The organism is Chitinophaga qingshengii, assembly GCF_014529935.1.
In the GTDB taxonomy this organism is placed as follows: domain Bacteria; phylum Bacteroidota; class Bacteroidia; order Chitinophagales; family Chitinophagaceae; genus Chitinophaga; species Chitinophaga qingshengii.
Genome location: NZ_JACVFC010000006.1, coordinates 226,958 through 247,840, shown reverse-complemented (window position 1 = coordinate 247,840; position 20,883 = coordinate 226,958). Strand labels below are relative to the sequence as shown.

At 47.6% G+C, this 20,883-nt stretch carries 12 protein-coding genes and 1 tRNA gene; 6 read left to right on the top strand and 7 right to left on the bottom strand.

Annotated elements, in window-relative coordinates; genetic code table 11:
• Nucleotides 1-49 precede the first annotated feature (49 nt).
• Entirely contained in the window at nucleotides 50-1,024 is a 975-nt protein-coding gene (locus tag ICL07_RS30495) for a FecR domain-containing protein (RefSeq protein ID WP_188091835.1), read from the bottom strand.
• A 124-nt stretch (nucleotides 1,025-1,148) separates the two neighbouring features.
• Nucleotides 1,149-1,787 carry an RNA polymerase sigma-70 factor gene (locus ICL07_RS30490; protein ID WP_188091834.1) on the bottom strand — a complete coding sequence of 213 codons (639 nt, stop codon included), beginning with the start codon at nucleotides 1,785-1,787 and terminating at the stop codon, nucleotides 1,149-1,151.
• Between the two features lie 938 nt (nucleotides 1,788-2,725).
• Here ICL07_RS30490 and ICL07_RS30485 point away from each other — a divergent pair.
• Nucleotides 2,726-5,884 (top strand): SusC/RagA family TonB-linked outer membrane protein, encoded by a 3,159-nt coding sequence (locus ICL07_RS30485; RefSeq protein ID WP_188091833.1) that lies wholly within the window; start codon nucleotides 2,726-2,728, stop codon nucleotides 5,882-5,884.
• A gap of 28 nt (nucleotides 5,885-5,912) precedes the next feature.
• Nucleotides 5,913-7,481 (top strand): RagB/SusD family nutrient uptake outer membrane protein, encoded by a 1,569-nt coding sequence (locus tag ICL07_RS30480; protein WP_188091832.1) that lies wholly within the window; start codon nucleotides 5,913-5,915, stop codon nucleotides 7,479-7,481.
• Nucleotides 7,482-7,592: 111 nt separating this feature from the next.
• Here the strand turns inward: ICL07_RS30480 and ICL07_RS30475 are convergent, their stop codons facing one another.
• Nucleotides 7,593-8,153 (bottom strand): RNA polymerase sigma-70 factor, encoded by a 561-nt coding sequence (locus tag ICL07_RS30475; RefSeq protein WP_188091831.1) that lies wholly within the window; start codon nucleotides 8,151-8,153, stop codon nucleotides 7,593-7,595.
• A 137-nt stretch (nucleotides 8,154-8,290) separates the two neighbouring features.
• Nucleotides 8,291-9,742 (bottom strand): hypothetical protein, encoded by a 1,452-nt coding sequence (locus ICL07_RS30470; protein WP_188091830.1) that lies wholly within the window; start codon nucleotides 9,740-9,742, stop codon nucleotides 8,291-8,293.
• Nucleotides 9,743-9,904: 162 nt separating this feature from the next.
• Between ICL07_RS30470 and ICL07_RS30465 the strand changes: the two genes are divergently transcribed.
• From ICL07_RS30465 to ICL07_RS30450, 4 genes are all read left to right on the top strand, one after another.
• A complete protein-coding gene (locus ICL07_RS30465) occupies nucleotides 9,905-10,945 on the top strand; it encodes a FecR family protein (RefSeq protein WP_188091829.1) in 1,041 nt (346 codons plus the stop codon).
• A gap of 250 nt (nucleotides 10,946-11,195) precedes the next feature.
• Nucleotides 11,196-14,597, top strand: a complete 3,402-nt coding sequence (locus ICL07_RS30460; protein WP_188091828.1) for a SusC/RagA family TonB-linked outer membrane protein — start codon at nucleotides 11,196-11,198, stop codon at nucleotides 14,595-14,597.
• A gap of 20 nt (nucleotides 14,598-14,617) precedes the next feature.
• Entirely contained in the window at nucleotides 14,618-16,432 is a 1,815-nt protein-coding gene (locus tag ICL07_RS30455; RefSeq protein WP_188091827.1) for a RagB/SusD family nutrient uptake outer membrane protein, read from the top strand.
• Between the two features lie 114 nt (nucleotides 16,433-16,546).
• Nucleotides 16,547-19,000 (top strand): outer membrane protein assembly factor BamB family protein, encoded by a 2,454-nt coding sequence (locus ICL07_RS30450; protein WP_188091826.1) that lies wholly within the window; start codon nucleotides 16,547-16,549, stop codon nucleotides 18,998-19,000.
• 193 nt (nucleotides 19,001-19,193) lie between these two features.
• Here the strand turns inward: ICL07_RS30450 and yiaA are convergent, their stop codons facing one another.
• From yiaA to ICL07_RS30435, 3 genes are all read right to left on the bottom strand, one after another.
• Complete coding sequence (yiaA, locus tag ICL07_RS30445; protein WP_188091825.1) at nucleotides 19,194-19,607, bottom strand: inner membrane protein YiaA; 414 nt, start codon at nucleotides 19,605-19,607, stop codon at nucleotides 19,194-19,196.
• A gap of 172 nt (nucleotides 19,608-19,779) precedes the next feature.
• A tRNA-Met gene (locus tag ICL07_RS30440) sits at nucleotides 19,780-19,851 on the bottom strand.
• Nucleotides 19,852-20,035: 184 nt separating this feature from the next.
• On the bottom strand, nucleotides 20,036-20,803 hold the full coding sequence (locus ICL07_RS30435) for an NIPSNAP family protein (RefSeq protein ID WP_188091824.1): 768 nt from the start codon (nucleotides 20,801-20,803) through the stop codon (nucleotides 20,036-20,038).
• Between the last annotated feature and the right edge of the window lie 80 nt (nucleotides 20,804-20,883).

Sequence of the window (20,883 nt, the reverse complement as noted above, 5' to 3'; positions counted from 1 at the left end):
ACACATTGGGTTGCTAAACAACGGAGAAAGGCCTTTTCGTAGCAGGTGTTTACCTGCCGGTGATGGTGATTTCCCGGTTGCGGTGCACTACCGATATAGGGTAGGTGGCTTGCAGCACTTCCAATACTTCCTCCAGCTTATTGTTCTTAAATGTTGCATTCAGTTTTTTTACAGGGATTTTGCCCTGCAGATTGATTTTCACCTGGTAGAGTGCTTCCAGTTTTTTGCATACTTCGAACAGGGGGGCATCGACAAATACCAGTTCATGTGTGATCCAGGCATCGGCGTTGCTGTTGATGGCATTAAATTGTTCTATACTGCCGGTAGCCGGATTGAAGCGGATGCCTTCGCCGGCAATCAGGATAGTCTCTGGTGTATTGGAATGACCGGAGTTAAAACTGATTTTACCGGTTTTAACTGTAACGCCTATACTATTTTCGTTCATTTGGATATTAAAAGAGGTACCCAGTACAGTGATACTGGATGATCCGATTTTCACCATGAATGGGGTGCCGGTTTGAGGGGCCACCTCAAAGAAGGCGGTGCCTTGTTCCATGATAACGGTCCGGATTTTTTCCATTTTTTCCGGATATCGGATGCGGCTATTCTTATCAAGATAGATATGTGACTGATCAGGAAGCAGGAGGGAGTCGATGGAGGCCATCGTAGTTTTCTCGCGGTAGGTGATAGCGCCGGTGCTGTGATAGAGCCACCAGGCGGCGGCCATAACAGGGATGGCTATTGCGGCTACACGGAACCATTTATAGCGGCGGGCAGGGAGCTGAAGAACGGTGTTATCTTCCGGCAAAGCGTCCTGCAGGCGCGCGATGGCGGCGGGTGTGTCCAGCTGGTCCAGTATTTTCAGGTCGGGCGACAGTTGCCATAGTTGCTGTACCTGCTGGTAAATGGCCTCATTTTCAGGGGCAGCAGCGATCCATGACCGCACTTCCTGCTCCAGGGCAGTATCCTGTGGGTTGTTCAGGTATTTCACCAGTTGTAGCCAGTTGATCGTTTCTTTTTGCATTGGCAGAGGCCTTTGTATTGTTACAATTAACAGGAGGGGATACCCCCAGTCAATGTTAAAAAAAAATCACATTGTTTTTTATATAATATATATAAGGCAATAATCCGGTGAGAGGATGAGGGCGTTATAATCTGTGCATCAGTTCCCCGGAAAGGGCGCAAAAAAGTTGCAGCAGGCGCAGATGGGTGGTATAATCGCGGGTGTTATCCTGGCGATAGAAGAGGTTTTCCCGGAGTGTTTTCAGGGCGTGGATGATGTGGTTTTCCACGGTTTTTTCCGATATCTGCAGTTGTTCGGCAATTTCGCGGTATTTAAGTCCATCGAAGCGGCTCATTTTAAATACGCGTGCGCATTGTTTAGGGAGTTTTTCTATTTCCTGGTGGATACGGAGTTTGAGTTCCTGTTCTTCCTGCAGGTTGAGCAGGTAACTATCGGTCAGGGATTCGGCAATAACGGAGTGATGGCGGGCGATATTTTTTTCCCGCCTGAGATAGTTGAGGGCATGATTGATAACCGCCTTATACAGGTAGGCGCGAAGCGCGCCGTTTTCATCCAACAGGGCCGGGTTTTCCCATATTCTGATAAACACTTCCTGGACCAGTTCCTGTGCTATGCCTGCGTCTTTGCAGTAACGGAAGGCTGCCATCACCAGTTCCCGGAAGTGACGTTCATATACATAGGTAAAGACCTGCCTGTTTTTCGTATGGATTTCCCTGATCAATGCGGCCTCGCTCAATTGGGCTATATCGCTGGTTCTCACCATTGTTTTCCTACTCTTTTCCAGGTATCAGGCTATAAGGTATAAAAAAAACATGAATTCGTTCAGGCAGGAAGAAAGAAATAGTGAAACTGAAATTATTGCAGGAAGATAATTTTATGTGAGTTATTTCATTTTTTCCTGTTCTTCAGGCATATAGCTGGTAATTTATCATCAACCTTTTCCCGGTGATAAAAAAAATTGCAAAAACGTTTTAGTTATCTGGAAATAGTTATATTTTTATGACCGGAGCTGTAGTGAAAACGCCAAAAAAGTATTGTGGATAATATGCCAGCCCGGGTCTGAATCTAAAAAAATTATTCACTTGTAATGGTAGCACTGTTAATGAAAATCATTTGTAGCCGGTAGCGGTACTCAATCATTCAGTTCGCGCCGCATTTCACGTTAGGTTTAAAACCATATTTTAATTACATGAGAGCTGCCTCGTCTGGCAGTGTAAACAGGTTTCATTTATTCATCAAAAACGTCATCATTCAAACAGGTATTTAACAGGTATTAACACAAAATCGTTTTAGCACGTTATAAAAAGGCATTGTCAAATCAGCTATGGGACCACGTCCATGGATGTATTGTTTCAGGCAAACGGAGAATGAAGTAGCCATCGCCGTATGTAACAGCCGGGAATAAATGATGTCAGCCAATTTGGGGTAATCACTTTTTCCGGCCGGCCGGAAGTAACGTTATACAACCCTTCCGGTCCCCCGCTGTAAAGCCTTTCCTGTGCATTTCCGGGCCATCGGGGTGAGCATCGCACCGTCACCCTTACTGCTTATCGCTGTTGTAAACAGCTGGTACAGCGGCCCCTGTCTTTAAAGTATTACAGAACTGTTTCCTTTCCACAAAAATTGTCCGGAATGGTTCCTGGGATCTTTTTGCAAAATCGTTTTAGCATTGAACCTTTATTAACCAAAAAACAAACAAGTATGAAGAAAAAACTGACATTCCTGGTACGGACCAGCCTGCAGAGCAGCCTTCTGCTACTGCTGTCGCTGCTGGCCTTTTCCCAGGAAAAGAAGATCACCGGTAAGGTGTTTGATGCACGGGACAATACGCCGCTGCCGGGCGTGACTGTGCAGGTAAAAGGCACCAGCACCGGTACACAGACCGGCCCCGACGGTAGCTATACCCTCACAGTACCCGGTAATAACACTACCCTTGTATTTTCTTTTGTTGGTTATACCCCCACCGAAAAACTCGTTGGTAACGCTGCTACACTCAATGCGGCGCTCAGCACAGACGTGAAATCATTGCAGGACGTAGTGGTAGTGGGCTACGGTACCCAAAAAAGATCGGATGTAACCGGAGCAGTAGCTTCCGTTAGAGCCGGCGCATTACAGGAACGTCCTGCCCCTTCTGTTAACCAGGCACTGAGCGGCCGTATGCCCGGTGTGCAGGTGAGCACCAACTCCGGTCGCCCCGGTGGCCAAACCAGGATACGTATCCGCGGCTTCAGCTCTATCAATACCACCAGCAACCCGCTGTATGTGGTAGACGGGGTAGCGCTGCCTATGGGTAACCAAATTCAAAACTCTAACGCCATCGACTATATCAATCCTAACGATGTGGAGTCTATCGAAGTACTGAAGGATGCGTCTTCTACCGCTATCTACGGCGCCAGAGGCGCCAACGGCGTTGTATTGGTCACCACTAAAAAAGGTTCTCCTACCGGCGGCCGTGTAATTTATGATAACTACTTTGGCATCAACACTCCTGGTCCACACCGGGTAAAAATGCTCAACGCCAGGGAGTATCTCGATCTGGAAACACAAGGCTGGAAAAATGCGCAGATCTATGATAAAGCAGGATGGGATAACGGTAACTATGTTGCCAGCAACCCTGCCCTGAAAAGAACGGACTCCCGGTTCTTCGACAAAGACGGCAACCCGCTGTATGATACCGACTGGTTTAAGGAATCTATTCAGCACAAACTCACACAGAGCCATCAGTTGGGCTTCTCCGGTGGTAACCCCGATACCCAGTATGGTCTCTATCTCGGTTACCTCGACGATAACGGGCTGCTGCTGAACTCTTACCTGAAACGTTATTCCGCACGGTTTACCATCCAGACCAAAATCAAAGAATGGTTACAGGTAGGTGGCTCACTGAGCTATAACAACCAGGAAGAAAACCTGGTAGACATCGGTACCGGTGGCCTTAACTCTGTGCGTATGATTACGGAAGCGATGCCTTTCCTGCCGATAAAACTGGCAGATGGTACCTGGACCAATAACAAAATGTACCCAGGCGCTGAAGGTGGTTCTAACCCGGTGCAGATCCTGACCGACAGAAAATATATCCTGAATACACAGAACATCCTCGGTAATGTGTATGCCAATATTACGCTGGCTAAAGGGCTGGAACTGCGCAGCACCGTTGGTACCAACGTGGTAACCCGTGGCCGTAACGAATGGAATGGCCGCTCCCTGCTGGATATTTCCGCCTCTCAGAAAGGTATTGCTGTGGTAGCCAACGACCGCGAAACTTTCTGGTCCTTTGAAAACTACCTGACCTATAATAAACGTTTTGGCACCGACCACAGCTTTACCGGCATGCTGGGTATGGGAACTTCAGAAGATAATTTCTTTACCTTCAATGCAAGAGGCGAAAACTATTCGACGGATTATTTCGAAAACAACAATCTTGGTGCAGGCTCTGTGATTCCCGCCAGTGGTGTGGGATCTAACCGTAACCGGTTCTCGTTCTTTTCATACTTCACCCGTTTAAACTACGCTTACAAAGAACGTTATCTGCTGACACTTACAGCCCGCAGAGATGGATCTTCCCGCTTTGGCCCTTCCAACAAATACGCTACTTTCCCCTCAGCCGGCCTGGGTTGGAGAGTGTCTGAAGAACCATGGATGAAAAACAACCGCGTCATCTCTCACCTGAAACTGCGTACCAGCTACGGTGTGACCGGTAACTCCGAAATTCCGCCATACCAGTCCCTTGCCAGTCTCGCTGCCAACAGCACCTTCGCGGCTGTGATCGATGGCGCCAAAGTACAGGGTATCGGTATCAACAGACTGCCTAACCCGGACCTGAAATGGGAAAGAACGGCACAAGCAGATTTCGGTGCTGAAATAGGATTCTTTGGTAATCGCCTTAATTTAGAAGCCGACGTATACTACCGGAAAACATCCGATATGTTACTGGATGCGCCCGTGCCTACTACCAGTGGTTACGCTACCATCCGTAAAAATATCGGTTCCATGGAAAACAAAGGACTGGAACTGGGCTTGAATGCACTGGTGATTAACGGTAAAGACTTTAACTGGAACACCACCTTCAACATATCCTTCAACCGTAACAAAATCCTGTCGCTCGCTACACCTGCAGATATATTCGGTGTAGGCGGTCCCAACTTCACCAACCAGACTAACATTCTGCGTATAGGCGAATCCGTTGGTTCCTTCTGGGGACTGGTGCGTGAAGGTACCTGGAGCGAAGCGGAGAGAGCGGAAGCCGCCAAATTCCAAAGCTATCGCGGCGGTAATACCATGTTGCCCGGTGATATCAAATACCGCGACGTAAACGGCGATCACATTATTAACGATGCTGACCGTATGATTATCGGTAACGGTAACCCGAAAGGTTGGGGTGGTTTTATCAACACCTTCAAGTATAAAAACTTTGACCTCACGCTGGAACTGCAGTATTCTTATGGGGCTGACGTGCTGAACATGTCACATCACTCCGGTGAAGACCGTATCAGCATTGCCAACAGCTTTAAATCTGTACTGGATTACTGGACACCACAACATCAAAATACGATGATCGCGGCTCCCCGCCCGGTAGCTGCCGGTTATGTGACCAACGTAGATACCCATTGGGTAGAAGACGGCTCTTTCATCCGTGGTAAAAACCTCTTGCTGGGCTATACTTTCAAACCGGAAGTGCTGCAACGGATACACCTGAGTAAACTGCGTATCTGGGCTTCAGCACAAAACTTCTTCGTGCTCACCAAATACAGTGGTAACGATCCGGAGGTTAGTACTTATGGCGACGCTTTTGCGCAGGGACAAACGTTCTTCGACTATCCCAAACCTACCACTTATCAGTTAGGTTTAAACGTAGCGTTCTAATTAGTTCAGTATTCAAAAAGACTTTATCATGAAGAAAAATATCATTCGTAAAACGATACAGCTGGCACTCTGTGGTGCTGTGCTGATAGGTGCGGGGAGCGGCTGTAAGAAGTTCCTGGAAGAACAGGATCCTTCCAACCTCAGCCCGGACAGCTATTTTACATTACCTGAACATGCTGATGCAGCCGTTTTGGGTGCATATGCACGGTTACGTTTCATCGGTGAAGGCGCCGGTATCTTTACCAATAACTACGCCTTCCTGGATGCAGCTACGGGTACCGTTATCTCTAAAACGGCCCAGAACTCAGACCTCAACAACCTGTTAGGGCTGGTGTATGATGGGGATAATCTCCAGATCGGTAACTGGTGGAAAGGACTTTATAAGGAGATTGCGCAAGCCAACCTTGTAATTGATAACGTGCCCAGAATTAATCCCATGGACGAAAACGCCCGTAAGCGGGTAATGGGAGAGGCCTATTTCCTGCGTGCCTGGGCCTATTTTTATGCGGTAAGGTTATGGGGAGATGTGCCTTTGATCCTTAAATCACAAACACCACAGTCACCTGATTTCTCTCCCGGCCGTACCAGCCAGGAGGAGGTGTACAAAAGCATTGTAGACGACCTGCAGAAGGCAGAAGCTGCCGGACTTGTATGGAAAGATAATACCGGCCGCGCCAGCACTGCCGCTGTTAAAGCCCTGCTGTCAAAAGTATATCTGACGATGGCAGGTTTCCCGCTCAACAAAGGACAGGCATACTATAAACTGGCAGCAGATAAAGCGAAGGAGGTGATTGACTACGCCAATGCACATACGTCTGAAATCGGTTTGTTTACCAACTATGCAGACCTGCATAACGTAGCTACCAACAACAGGCTGGAATTCCTGTTCCAGGTAGGATACCTGAGCGGGGTAGAGGAAAATCCGCTGCAAACCACTATGCTGCCCAACAATGCGCAGCCTGATATATCTGCCAAAGGCAGCGGTCAGGGCACCTACGTGCCATCTCAGTCTTTCTACAATTCCTATAAGAAGTTTGAGCCAACAGACAAACGCACAGACCAGCAGCAGTTTTTCTATACCTACTACTTCTTCAAGGGTAGCCAGGATACTATTCAGTTGGTGACACCGTATATCTACAAGTTCTTTGACGTGACTTGCCATGGTGCGTACGGCAAGCCCGGTACCGGTATCAGTAATCTGAATCTGACGCTGATCCGTTATGCTGAGGTATTGCTGACTTATGCAGAAGCACAAAACCGCGCGGATGGAGCACCTAACTCAGACGCATATACGGCACTGAATGCCATCCGTCAACGTGCCAACCTGCCTGCCAAAGCAGGCCTGAGCCAGAGCGATTTTGAACAAGCTGTATGGCGCGAACGCTGGCACGAACTGTGTTACGAAGGAGTGACCTGGTTTGATATGCTGCGCCTGCGTAAAGTTTACAATGAAGACACCAATGGCTTCGATGACTTTATCGGGCATGTCAACAAACCTAACGGCGCAGTGCTGGCTAAGAAACACCTGCTGTACCCGCTGCCGGTGTTTGAAATGAAGAATAACCCGAATCTGAAACCACAGAACGAAGGATACTAGTCATTTTGTTATTTTTTTTATTTTGATATTTAATAAAAGAGGAGACCGAAGCGGATGGTTGCTTTGGTCTCCTCTTTTATTAAATATCAAAATATCAAAATAAAAAAATGATCAAATCTTTTCCAAAGTGAAATTAACAGCCGTGGTCAGTCGTTTCATGGCAATAGCCAACTGATTTTCCACTGTTTTTACAGAGAGATTAAGTACGGAGGCTACTTCTTTATACCGCAATCCGTATTGCTTGATGAGGATATACACCATTTTACATTTAGGAGGAAGTTGTTCGATGGTGTGTTCCATTTTACGGATCATTTCGGCGGAGATCATGAGTTGTTCCGGATCGCTGTCGAAAGATATTTCCAGTTTTTCTTCTTCTGCGATGGTGATCTGCCGGGAGGCAGATTGTTTACGCATATGATCGATGGCTTTGTTTTTAGCAACCACAAAAAGATATACCTGCGGATTTTTAACGTCCGTTAGTGATTGCCTTTTTTGCCAGCAATGCATAAAAACATCGTTCGTAATTTCTTCCGCCACCTCTTTGGAACGGGTGAGCGAAAAGGAAAAACGCAGCAGTTTTATGAAAAAATGATTGTAGAAAGCTTTGAAGGCTGTCTGGTCATTGTTCGCTGTGATGTTTTTGAATAGTTCATTGATAGTACACTGATCCATCCCTTTTTTAAGCCACTGATATTGGTTGCAATAATATATAACGCAGATTACGCTAAAGTTAACAAAATAATTTATCCGGTAATTTTTTTTTGACGGTGGTGCTTTTTTGGCGAAAGGTAATAGTATATGATCAGGTATTATTCTGTTCCCCCATATAAATCGCCGATTCGCCGGAGAATGGTGTATACTTCTGCGGCATTACCTTCTGCATAACGGCGTGCCCAGAAAGAAACCATCCATACGGCCAGCCGGTTGCTTTGCTGATCGCCTCTGTCGAGTGCGTCATCAATACTTCTCAGGCTACCTGCCCAGGCGATATCATTGATATAGGTTTCCGCCTGGGGTTCTAACTCCTCAGGCGCTACGAACATTTTAGTATACAGGGTTTTAAGGGAGTCGCGGTAGTGGGGGATTGTTTTCAGGTAATCGTGCGTAGCCACGAGATTGTCTCTGTACCAGGCTGCCAGGGAACGGCGATACACTGCCACCGGCAATACTTCCGGTAATAGTCGCCCGAATTGGCTAAAACAAGCTTTTAGCCGCTGTCCGTTACGGCTGGTGAAGGCGAAGACATCTACTGCCGGAGAGAGGGTGGATGTTCCGAATTGCGACAGCGCATCTGCCCGAGTGGCGGGATCGGCCTGTGCAAAGAGACTGCGGATACCCATTCCCCAATAGAGTATCAGGTCATCGGGTGATCCGTGATATTTACCCAGTTCCAGCTGATCATAACAAATAAACTGCAGCGCAGCCTTGATACTATCACGATGCGGCTGCGGTCCGCCCCAGAGGATATCGCCGGCCTCCGGCTCGTCCGGTTCCAGGGGAGTGCTGCTTTCGGATAGGAGAGAGGAGGGGGCGCCAAATTCTCCATTAATGGAATTGGTTAAATCCTCGGCTGCAGCCGCCACCTCCGGGGATACATGATCTATGGTGGTATAGCCCACATAGGCCACCAGGTCGTAAACGCCATAAATAACAGTGAGCATGCCGGTGATGGTAACGGCACTGAGAATAATACTCACCAGACGATAGTTAGGCCATAACCTGGAAATCAGCCACCAGAGAATACCCAGCATAAATGAACCGATAATGGCAACCAGGCAAAACAAATAGGCTTTTATACAAAAAGCATCTTCTGATATAGGGGTAATACTTATTTCCCGCTCGGATTTGAGAATGAAAATAAAACTAAATGCTACCAGGGATATTAAAAGGTTGGAGAGGAAAACTTTTTTCCAGAAGTTCTCCGGAGGGATTATCGTATCGGTTTTTTTCCGGATAAACCGGACAAAGGCAAATAACAATCCCCCCCATAAATAACTGGTGAGCAACCATACCAGTGGAGATACAAATATATCGCAGATGCTTTCCTGTGCATCACCGGCAGGGAATATATGCGACAGGTTATCCATGCGGTACAGCAAACCAAAAGGAAGCGTCAGCAGCTCATAATAAGATGAGATGCGAAACCCGGCTAATCCCAGGTGGATAGCGCCAAAATTGGAGGCCATCCAGGGAATACCCAACAAGACGGTCACCAATATTACTTGCAGGATCAGGATATACTTATACGCTTTGTTTTCCATAAGGGACAGGTTAACCCGGACAAATATATTATTAATAAAATTATCCGGGATAATTCGAAAAAAATGTTAATCCGCTTTGGGGGTTTTTAATTTTCTTTTCGACCTTATACTGTAACACGGATTAAAAAGTAAATGATTGAGCGTAACCGGATAAATACATTGATGGCCAGGAAAATATCCGGCGAGGCCACCACGGAGGAGTTGAAAGAACTGGAAATGCTGCTGATGCAGTTCCCGGAATTGCAATATGCCTTTACTATTGTGGAAGATATACAGACTGTCAATCCGGCCAACGGCTTTACGCCGGAAGAAGAGAGCCGGTTAGCCAGCGAAGGCATGGACCGTATCAATTTGTTCCTGCAACAGGAACAGGACGCACCGGTCAGAAAATTGCCCCCCTGGAAGATGATGGCCGGGATAGCCGCTATGATAACGGTACTGTTGACAGTATGGGCGTTATGGCCGGTATCGTCCGACAGGCAGGCTTTTCGTAATGAAGTAGTCACCAAAACAGGTTCCAAAACCAGTGTGGTACTGCCGGATGGCACAACGGTAGTACTCAATGCCTGCAGCCGTCTGCAATATGATGCTACCCGCTTTCTCCAGGGAGAAAGGGAAGTAGGGCTCATTGGAGAAGCCTATTTTGATGTAAAACACGATCCGGCGCACCCTTTTATAATCCGGACAGGCCCTGTCAATATCCGGGTATTAGGAACCGTATTTAACGTGAAAGCCTATACGGAAGATGCTACTGTAGAAACCACCTTGCTGAGCGGCAAGGTAGAGGTCAGTTTCCCGCAGGGGTCCGACAGCCGCAAAGTGGTACTGGAACCCGATCAGAAGCTGATCATCGCTAATCAGCAAAACCAACCGGCGCCCGATCATAAAAAAGCCAACTTTAGCATCTCACCGGTAAAAAATATTATTGCCGGCGCCAGTGCCGGTGAGGATGCAGATAAACCTGCCACCGCCTGGATCAACGACCGTTTCGACTTTGACAATGTAACTTTTGAAGCGCTGTCGCATGACCTGGAACGCTGGTACAACGTAACCTTACGGTTTAAAAATGATCGTTATAAACACGAAGTATTTACCGGCGCTTTCCGCAAGCAGGGCATAGAAGATGTATTACAGGCCCTGCAGCTGATGTCTGGTTTTCACTACGAAGTGAACACAAAGGAAAATATCATCTATATATGGTAAAAATGTAAAATGCCTATTCCGGTAATCAGTGATGACAGAACGATAACTACCCGATAAAATTTTTTTGCGGACAGCAAAAAGGGAAATGCGGCAACATTCCCCTTTTACAATGCTGGCTAAACAATCTAAACCGATTCGAAAGAATCTGGTAATGGCTAATTATTTAACCTAACGAAACAAATTTATGAAAAAAAGCTTTTGGTGGCCTTCTGATATTCCCCGGCGGAATATGAGGAAACTGTTAATGCGTATGAAACTAACCTCCGTATTGCTTTGTGCAGGGTTTTTACAGCTCAGCGCACATGGTTTTTCCCAGGAGCGGATCACTGTTAATTATAACAATATTAACATTGGAAAGCTACTAAATGTGATCGGGCAGAAAAGCGACTACACTTTTGTGTACAAAAATGCCAGCATCCCCGACCGGAAGATCTCTATTACGATGAAAGATGCGCCTGTCCGGGAAGTCCTGGATAAAGCGCTGGCAGGCACCTCGTTAGGATATAAGATTATGAAGGACAACCTGATCGTTATCCTGGAAGCAGGGGAAACGGTACAGAATGTGCCCATCAGAGGCCGCGTAACAGACGAAGCCGGCGTTCCGCTGATTGGTGTTACCGTTATCGTGAAAGGCACCACTACCGGCGCTAAAACTGACGTAGACGGCCGTTTTAAGATGGACGTGCCGGAAAATGCCATCATCGAGTTTAGCTACGTAGGGTATGAAGGTAAACAGATGACGGCTAAAGAAGGAGCTGTCTTTAATATCTCCCTGAAAGCCAATTCCAGTGGTTTGAACGAAGTGGTGGTAGTAGGTTACGGCAAACAGAAAAGAGTGAACCTGAGCGGCGCGGTAGACGCTATCTCCGGCAAGGAACTGGAAAGCCGTCCTATCGCCAATATCAACAACGGTTTACAAGGCCTGCTGCCCAACCTCAATATCACCAATGATAACGGCCGCGTTTCTTCTGCTGCCAAGTTCAATATCCGGGGTATGACTTCCATCAACGGAGGCGATCCTTTTATCCTGGTAGATAATATTCCTTTTACCAATGAAGAAGTATCCCGCCTGAACCCGGCCGATGTGGAAAGTGTTACTGTGCTGAAAGATGCTGCTTCTGCTGCTATCTATGGCGCCCGTGCTGCTTTCGGCGTGGTACTGATCACCACTAAATCCGGTAAAGACGGCCGCATGGCGGTAAATGCCAACACCAACTACGCGGTACGTACACTGGGAAAAGTACCTAAGATTGTAACGGACCCGCTGACTACCATGGAGTATAAACACGATGCCGCTACACCGCTGTATGATCTGTACCCCGCTGCCGACAGAGCTTATGCACAGAAACTGAAAGATGATCCCTCCCTGCCTAACGTTATTGTAAGCCCTACTGACCCAAAAAAGTGGAGCTACTATGGTACTACCGACTGGTTACACGAAGTATACCAGAAGTCTGCTCCGGCTTATAATGCCAATGTCAGCATTTCCCGCGGTGATGAAAAACTCAACTACTACTTCTCGGCGGATTATTATTCCCAGGATGGTATGCTGCGTTATAACCCCGATAAATACAACCGCTACAACCTGCGTGCGAAAGCCACCTATAATTTTAACGATCGTATCAAGATTGGTAGCAACACCATGTATACCAATACCACCTATGATCAGCCATCCTTTACGCAGGACTACCTGTTTTTCCATAACTCCAATCGTACACCTTCCCTGAGTGTGCCCCGTAACCCGGATGGTACCTGGACTTCAGACGGTGCTGCCCTGCTGGGTAACCTGCAAAGCGGTGGCCGGGCTGCCGATACCTGGAGCGAGTTCATGACTACCCTCAATGCTGAAGTGGGTATTATCAAGGATGTGTGGACCATCAAAGGAGACGCTACATTCCGCAGAGGTAATGACGTGGGTAACATTTTTGTACTGCCGGTGTCTTACCGTACCGGCCCTAATCAGCCATTCGGTTATACCAACAGTAATGTATCATCTGCGGAAAACCTCAGTACTGCCGTGAAATACAACGTGTATAACCTGTACACCGATTTCCATAAAACGTTCCATAAAAAACACTATGTAGGCGCGTTGGCCGGGTTTAACCAGGAATATCACACCTATAACCTGTTCCGCGTGAAGAAAGAAGGACTGATCAGTACTGATTATCCTACTCCTCAACTGGCTACGGGTACTATTACCCAAAAACAAACCTGGGAAGACTGGGCAGTTAGAGGTATCTACTATCGCCTGAATTACATCTTCGATGATAAATATATAGTAGAAGTAAATGGCCGTAACGATGGTTCTTCCCGTTTCCGTACCGATAACCGTTGGGGCTTCTTCCCGTCCGGCTCACTGGCATGGGTGGTTTCCAAAGAAAAATTCTTCGGCGGTATTAAAGACCGTGCCGGTATTGACCTGTTGAAACTGCGCGGTTCCTATGGTTCCCTGGGTGATCAGCAATGGGATGCCTATGGTTACATGGAAACCATGAAAACCGATAACATCAAATCTGCCCTCAACGGCCAGATTCCGCTAGGCGTATTTTCTCCCGTGCCTGTAACCGCTACCTATACCTGGCAACAGGTTAAAACGCTCAACGGCGGTATCGATATCGCCCTGCTGAAGGAAAAATTATCGTTTAGCTATGACCGTTATACACGGTATACTACCGGTATGTTTGCCAAAAGCCAGGAACTGCCTGCCGTTTTTGGTGCAGACGCGCCTAAAACCAACTCTGCTGACCTGAAAACAAGAGGATGGGAAATGACGCTCTCCTGGCGCGATCAGTTCAAGATCGGTAAAGATGACTTTAGCTACGGCGTAAGATTATTGCTGGCAGACAGCCGCTCCTTCATTACCCGTTATACCAATCCAACCGGTACCCTGGCGAATTACGACAACTCCGATCTGAAAAAACGTAACTACTACAACGGCCAGGAAATTGGCGATATCTGGGGCCTGGAAACAGAAGGTTTCTTCCAGAACGAAGCGGAACTGAAATCACATCCCAATCAGTCTAAAGTAGGTTCAGATGACCAGCAGTACCTGTTTTACGTAGGTGACCTGAAATTCAAAGACCTGAACGGTGACGGTGTAATCGACTATGGTGATAACACCGTATCCAATCCGGGCGACCGTAAGATCATTGGTAACAATGCTCCCCGTTACCCTTACAGCATCGATCTGACTGCTTCCTATAAAGGTTTCGATTTCCGCGCCCTGATTCAGGGTATCGGTAAAAGGGACTGGTACCCTAACCCGGGTAACCACTACTTCTGGGGCGTATATGCACAGCCGTGGACCAACGTACAGGTACACAACCTGGACAGATGGACACCTGAAACACCGAATGGGTATTTCCCGCGCCTGAAATCATATATCGCGGAAGACGCTACCGAACTGGGTGCGCCACAGACACGATATCTGCAGAATGCGGCCTATACCCGTCTGAAAAACGTGACTCTCGGTTATACCCTGCCGAAGTCACTCACCACCAGAGCGAAGATCAACCGGTTACGGGTATACGTAAGTGCAGAAAACATCTTCACCATCTCCCACCTGAAAGCCAATATTGATCCGGAAGGTCTCGATGGTACAGTATATCCTTATCAGAAAACCTACTCGTGCGGATTGAACCTGAACTTTTAATTAAAGCAAAAAAGTGCAACATGAAAAACAAGCGGCTTATTTTATCATTCATCATATTGGGTAGTGCGGTTGTTTCCTGTAAGAAGGATTTCCTGCAAAGGATGCCACAGACGGAGATTACACCAGACGCTTACTTTAAGACACCGAAAGACCTGGAGACCTATCTCTATGGTTTGTATGACGATAACCTGTCAGCTCCCTATGACGACAATAACTCAGACAACGTGTCCATCAATACCGGCAGTGAAATGGACAAACTGGTACATGGTACGCTGGATGAAACAACTGTAGAAGGATGGGACTCCTGGAAAAAGTTGCGTAACGTCAACTACCTCTTGGACAATGTGCATAAGGCACAAGGCGATGCTGCGGATATCGCTCACTTTACCGGTATTGCCCGTTATTTCCGTGCCCGTATTTATGCGGAACTGATTGCCCGTTACTCCGATGTACCCTGGTATGGCCATGTGTTGACTGACATCGACCCTGCTTTATACAAAGGCAAAGATCCCCGTGCCAGTGTGGCCGATTCTGTGTTGGCTGACCTGCAATATGCGGTAGATAATGTTAAAGTAGATAATATCAAGGATAAGCCTACCAGCAACACACTGGTGAGCAAGTACGCTGCACTGGCGCTCATGTCGCGCTATTGCCTGTTTGAAGGAACTTTCCGGCGTTACCATCCTGAATTGAAACTGGAAGGAACGGCTGATACCTGGCTGAGAAAATCTGCCTGGGCATCCCAGCAGCTGATCACCAGCGGCCGTTTCGATATCTACAATACAGGTAAAGGCGGTGAAGACTACCGTGCCCTGTTTGTAAGCACCAGCCTCGCCGGTAACAAAGAAATCATTCAATGGCGTGATTATCCGCAGGCGCTGGGTAAAGCCAACAATACCCATACCGTATTGGGTTGGACCTGGTCGCTCAGCCAAAGCCTGGTATATAGCTATCTGATGAAAGATGGTACGCCATTTACGGCACAGCAGGGTTATGATAAGATGGACTTCGTTACTACGTTTAAAAACCGTGATCCCCGTTTGGCTGAAACAGTCGCCTATCCCGGATTTAGCACTACACAAGACACCTTGCTGTATGTTGCCAAACCGAACCTGGGTGGTTATGATCAGTTGAAATTTTATCCCCGCGATCCTAAACAACGTGGAGGATGGGAACTCAACTATTCTGCGCTGCCGGTTTACCGCTATGCAGAAGTACTGCTGAACTTCGCAGAGGCAAAAGCCGAGCTGAATGACCTGAGTCAGTCAGACCTGGATATGTCCGTTAACCTGTTGCGTCGTCGTGTACAGATGCCTGATATGAACATGGCCAGCGCCAATGGCAATCCTGATCCGGCATTAAGCGGCCAGTATGATGTAAAGGGCGCCAATAAAGGTGTGATCCTGGAGATCCGCCGTGAGAGAAGAGTGGAAATGGCCTGCGAAGGACAACGCCTCAATGACATCAACCGCTGGGCTGCGGGGATCAATATCACGAAAGCCCCGGCTGGTATGTACGTACCTGCATTGGGTGCGATCGATATGACCGGCGACGGTAAACCGGATATCGCTATCCTGCCGAATCCGAACGACAGCTCGGCCCTTATGAGCCTGCCGCAGGAAGTAAGATGGAAGCTGACTGCCCGTTTTTACCTGGCAGACAAAAACGGTAGTCCAAATAACTTCTACCTGGAGAATGGCAATAGCGGCCATATTGTATTTACGGCAGATAAAGCAGGACGTAACTTTATCATTCCTAAGTACTATTACCGCCCGATTCCCAAACAGCAACTGGTACTGAACAAAAACCTGGAACAGAACATTTACTGGAAATAGTTTTTTCATTACGAATTACAGACAACAAATCGGTGGAAATGCCTGTCAATCCTTTGTTTCATATTGACTGGCTACCCTGGTTTGTTGTCTGTAATTTTTTTATAAACTTTGACGATGAAAAAGATTTTGTTTGCTTTCCTGTCCTGTTGTACCTGGCACGCAGCCATGGCACAGGGCTTTTCGGGAAACGTATTCCTCGACAGCAATGCCAATGGCAAACAGGATGCAGCTGAAGCCGGTATGCCTGGCATCAGGGTGTCCGACGGCCTTTCTGTAACCGTTACCGATCAGTCCGGCCACTTTCAGTTACCCGGACATAGCCGTGCGCGTTTTATATTTATCACCACACCAGCCGGATATCAAACCACTAAAGAATTTTATATCCGGACAGACAGCAGCCTGACAGCCTATCAGTTTGGACTACAGCCACGTAGCGGCGCTACAGATAAAGCGAAGTTCGTTCGCCTGGCCGATACCGAAACCACGCAGTTCAACAACTGGGTGACCGAAGCCAAAGATTTTGCCCGCAATGAAAACGCGGATTTTATGATTCATACCGGAGATATCTGTTATGAAAAAGGAATGGCTTTTCATGCTCAGCATATCAACACCAAAACCATGGGGCTGCCGGTATATTATTGCATCGGTAACCACGACCTCGTGAAAGGCCCTTATGGAGAAGCATTGTACGAGTCGTTGTTTGGCCCGGTGTTTTATTCCTTTGAAGCGGGGCCGGCCCACTTTATCGTAACACCGATGCGCTATGGTGATTACCAGCCTTCCTACACACTGGATGATGTGGTAAAATGGCTGAAAAACGACCTGGCCCACACTGATCCTGCCAAACCGGTGATTGTCTTCAACCACGACCTGCTCACGTATGATACCCTGTTTGCATTGAAAGCAGGTAATGACAGTATCAACCTGAATGAACATAACCTGAAGGCCTGGATCTACGGTCACTGGCATATTAATTTCGCCCGTACCCATGGTAACAGCGGTATCCGTTCCCTCTGCGCCGCCCCGCCTCCCGATGGCGGTATCGATAACTCTGCCTCCAACTTCGATGTAGTGGATATCGATAAAAACGGTATTTCGTTGGTGCAACGCCGTTATACCTATGTGGAAAACCAGCTTACACTGGTGTCTCCTTCTGTAAATGGCACTGCTTTCGATCAGGATAAGATGGTGGTGAGCGTGAATGCCTATCATACCGCTTCACCCGTAAAGGCTGTGCGTTTCCGTATGTTCGATAAAAAAGGCGACCTGCTGCGGGAGCTGCCTTTGCAACCGCGTACCGACTGGAACTGGGGCGCTACGGCTGTTGTGCCTGCTGCCGGTAAAAACGACGTATATACGGCAACGGTAGAAGCTACCCTAAGTACCGGGCGCATCCTCTTTACCCGCGATACATTCCGGCTTACGAAGACAACATTGCCTGCCATCAAAAGCGCAGCATGGCCGGAAGCCCTGCAAAATGCGCAACGTACAGGCGTTACCGGTCTTTCCGGCGCCGGCAACCTGCTGCTGAAATGGACGGCCAACCTCGGTGGGAATATCTGGAAATCATCTCCCATAGCTGCCGAAGGCAAAATATTCGCCGGCACCATCGATGACGAAGAAAACAAACAATGCCGGATTACCGCGCTGGACGCAGCTACCGGCCGTGTGTACTGGCAGTTCCCTACCGGTAATTCCATTAAACACAGCATGAGTTACAGCAACGGCGTACTGCTGGCTACTGATGCAGAAGGCGTGACCTATGCGCTGGAGGCGGCTACCGGTAAACTGCGCTGGAAACACCAGGGCAACCAACAATCCCTGCCCGGTTATAATTCCGGTGGCGTAGCACAGGATGGCGTGTATTATACCGGTTCCGGTAATAACCTGCAGGCGCTGGATATCCGTACCGGTCAGGTGAAATGGACCAACCACGACTGGACCGGCGGAGAAGGTACGCCTGCATCTATGGCCTTCCACAACGGACAGCTGATCACCGGCGCCAACTGGAGCCACCTGTTTGCACATGATGCCGCCACCGGCCGCGTACAATGGAAACGCAGTGATGAAGGCATCCGCTTCCGCAGCGGTACCCCCGCTTTCTTCGATAACAAACTCTATGTACACGGCATTAATAAGCTCCATGTGCTGGAACCTGCTACCGGTAAAACGATCGACAGCATTCCGGTGACAGCCGAACTGAAAACCATGACAGCGCCACTGGTGACAGCACAGTACATCATTACCTGTACCGCCTCCGGTGGGATGATCGCCTTTGATAAACAGACCAAAGCACAGCTATGGCAGTTTAAACCAGGCGAAGCGTTGTTCTATACCGCGCCTTATACCACGCCGTCTTCCGCTACGATTGAATCTACTCCGTTACTGGCTGGTAACCACCTGCTGGTGGGCGCTTCAGACGGCTATGTATATGTGGTGGAGGTAACTACCGGGAAGATGATCCGTCGTATTGCAGTAGGAGCGCCGGTATTTGCTGATATGGCTGTATATAACGGGTTGTTGTATGTAGCGGATTTTTCGGGGAACGTAAATGCATATACGCTGTAGTGCACGCAAAGCATTCTAAGGAGCAAAGAACGCAACGATTTTTTGAGGATTAAAAAGCAGGCAAAGATTATATAAGCGAATAAAGAAAGCAAAGGAGCGAAGATCAACATTTGATCTTCGCTCCTTTGCTTTCTTATAAAAACTTAACAAAAAATCTTTGCGTTCTTTGTTCCTTAGAATGCTTTGCGTGAAACTACTCGTTGCTTCTCACAGTATCTTTCGCCGCTGCCTGGCTGTCGCGGGTATTCTTCTGTACGGCGATAGCGCCGAAAATAGCCAGCAGGAAAGCGAAAGCATAGAACCCTTTTTCGCTGGAGGCGAGGGTGGCATTCCACAGGCCGATGATCAACAGCAATATGGACAGCAGCATGGATACCCAGCTGAGACCGTAATAGATGTCGGTTACAGGAACGCCTTCGAGCCTGTCGCGTACGCATTTCTGTACGGATACCGCTGAAAAGAGCGCGTACATCAGGATGGTGAAGTAGTAACCTTTCTCATTCAGTTGCATAGTGGCGTTCCACAGCCCTATGATGTATCCCAGCATACCGGCAAACAATGCTACCCAGGATGCTGCGATAAATGCGATTGATGGTTTTTGTTTCATGGTTAATTGTTGTTAATAAAAAAAGGATGAATACGGTGATAAGGATCTTGCCTTTAATATATTTTACAATATAATAATACTATTTATTTTTTTGATTCCGGGAATTATGTTGAGGGGAAAGACATGGGTTATCCAAAATAAAAATCCCGGGCAATACCCGGGATTTTCTTCGTAGCGAGGAGCGGATTCGAACCACTGACCTTCGGGTTATGAGCCCGACGAGCTACCTCTGCTCTACCTCGCAATGAGGTTGCAAATGTAGGCAATAAAATCAAACTACAAAATTTAACAGAAATTTTTTTTGCTGTTAACAGTCAGGAAACGTTACCAGCATCAAAGAAAAAGATACTTGCTTGTGTTGTGTATTCCTTACGGGTAAAGGATTTGCGCTATTGTCTGTCAACTAATAAATCTCTCCAAAAAAAATATCAGATATCAGAATAATCTGTCGGATGCAGGAACATGATTTCCGATTTAGAGACATTGTGTGCATAAAAAGGCATCACAGACAGCTGTTTCCAGCTGGGATCGGATGAAAATGTTTTCCAGTGTGCGTCGCGGTCGGCCTTGTTATTGAAGGTGGTCATATACATTAAATTAGGCATGCGGCTGCCAGATAGTACGGAACCGTAAAACACCGCATTGAAGCCCAGCCGCTGGAAAATATTGATTTCATTGCCCACATTGAACATATGTACTTTGTTGACATGATACTTTTCAGTCGGACTCTCATAACTGCGTAATTCGTATATCCGTTCACTTTTGGGACCTGTCAGCGTTGGTTTGGCCAGCACCGGCATTCCGGTGAACGCCTGTAACAGGATAGATTCCTGGCGCGTATAGGGAATATCGTTCCAGGCAGCATCCAGATAGGAGCGGCCTGCTTCTCCAAAAGTCTTGTCGGCCGACAGTTTGGCGTCCAGTTGCAGGAACTGCTCCATGTTGCGGAAAGGGAGCAATACATAAATACGTATATCCGCCGTATCGGTAGTAACGGGTTTAAAAACGCCGACGGTAGGGATGCCGGCGCGATGTAATGCCGGCAGGTAGGCGGTTTGCAGAAAACTATCTACCCGTGCTTCCTGTGCGGCCGTTTTCAGGTGATAGATTTTTATTTGATAAAATTGTCTTTCTTTGGCTACCAGCGGCAGACAACCCAACAACAGGACTGTTAGCAGCAACGTGGAAAATTTCATATGTGCATAATTTATACACAACAAAATAATCGTTTTTAAGCAGGATTAATAGTCCTGCGATGAATGCATTATTTTTGGAG

Coding starts and splice junctions, on each gene's coding strand:
- ICL07_RS30480 (WP_188091832.1), top strand. CDS start 5,913: ATGAAGAAAAATATCATTCGTAAAACGATACAGCTGGCACTCTGTGGT.
- ICL07_RS30485 (WP_188091833.1), top strand. CDS start 2,726: ATGAAGAAAAAACTGACATTCCTGGTACGGACCAGCCTGCAGAGCAGC.
- ICL07_RS30475 (WP_188091831.1), bottom strand. CDS start 8,153: ATGGATCAGTGTACTATCAATGAACTATTCAAAAACATCACAGCGAAC.
- ICL07_RS30435 (WP_188091824.1), bottom strand. CDS start 20,803: ATGAAATTTTCCACGTTGCTGCTAACAGTCCTGTTGTTGGGTTGTCTG.
- ICL07_RS30460 (WP_188091828.1), top strand. CDS start 11,196: ATGAAACTAACCTCCGTATTGCTTTGTGCAGGGTTTTTACAGCTCAGC.
- ICL07_RS30490 (WP_188091834.1), bottom strand. CDS start 1,787: ATGGTGAGAACCAGCGATATAGCCCAATTGAGCGAGGCCGCATTGATC.
- ICL07_RS30450 (WP_188091826.1), top strand. CDS start 16,547: ATGAAAAAGATTTTGTTTGCTTTCCTGTCCTGTTGTACCTGGCACGCA.
- ICL07_RS30470 (WP_188091830.1), bottom strand. CDS start 9,742: ATGGAAAACAAAGCGTATAAGTATATCCTGATCCTGCAAGTAATATTG.
- ICL07_RS30495 (WP_188091835.1), bottom strand. CDS start 1,024: ATGCAAAAAGAAACGATCAACTGGCTACAACTGGTGAAATACCTGAAC.
- ICL07_RS30465 (WP_188091829.1), top strand. CDS start 9,905: ATGGCCAGGAAAATATCCGGCGAGGCCACCACGGAGGAGTTGAAAGAA.
- ICL07_RS30455 (WP_188091827.1), top strand. CDS start 14,618: ATGAAAAACAAGCGGCTTATTTTATCATTCATCATATTGGGTAGTGCG.
- yiaA (WP_188091825.1), bottom strand. CDS start 19,607: ATGAAACAAAAACCATCAATCGCATTTATCGCAGCATCCTGGGTAGCA.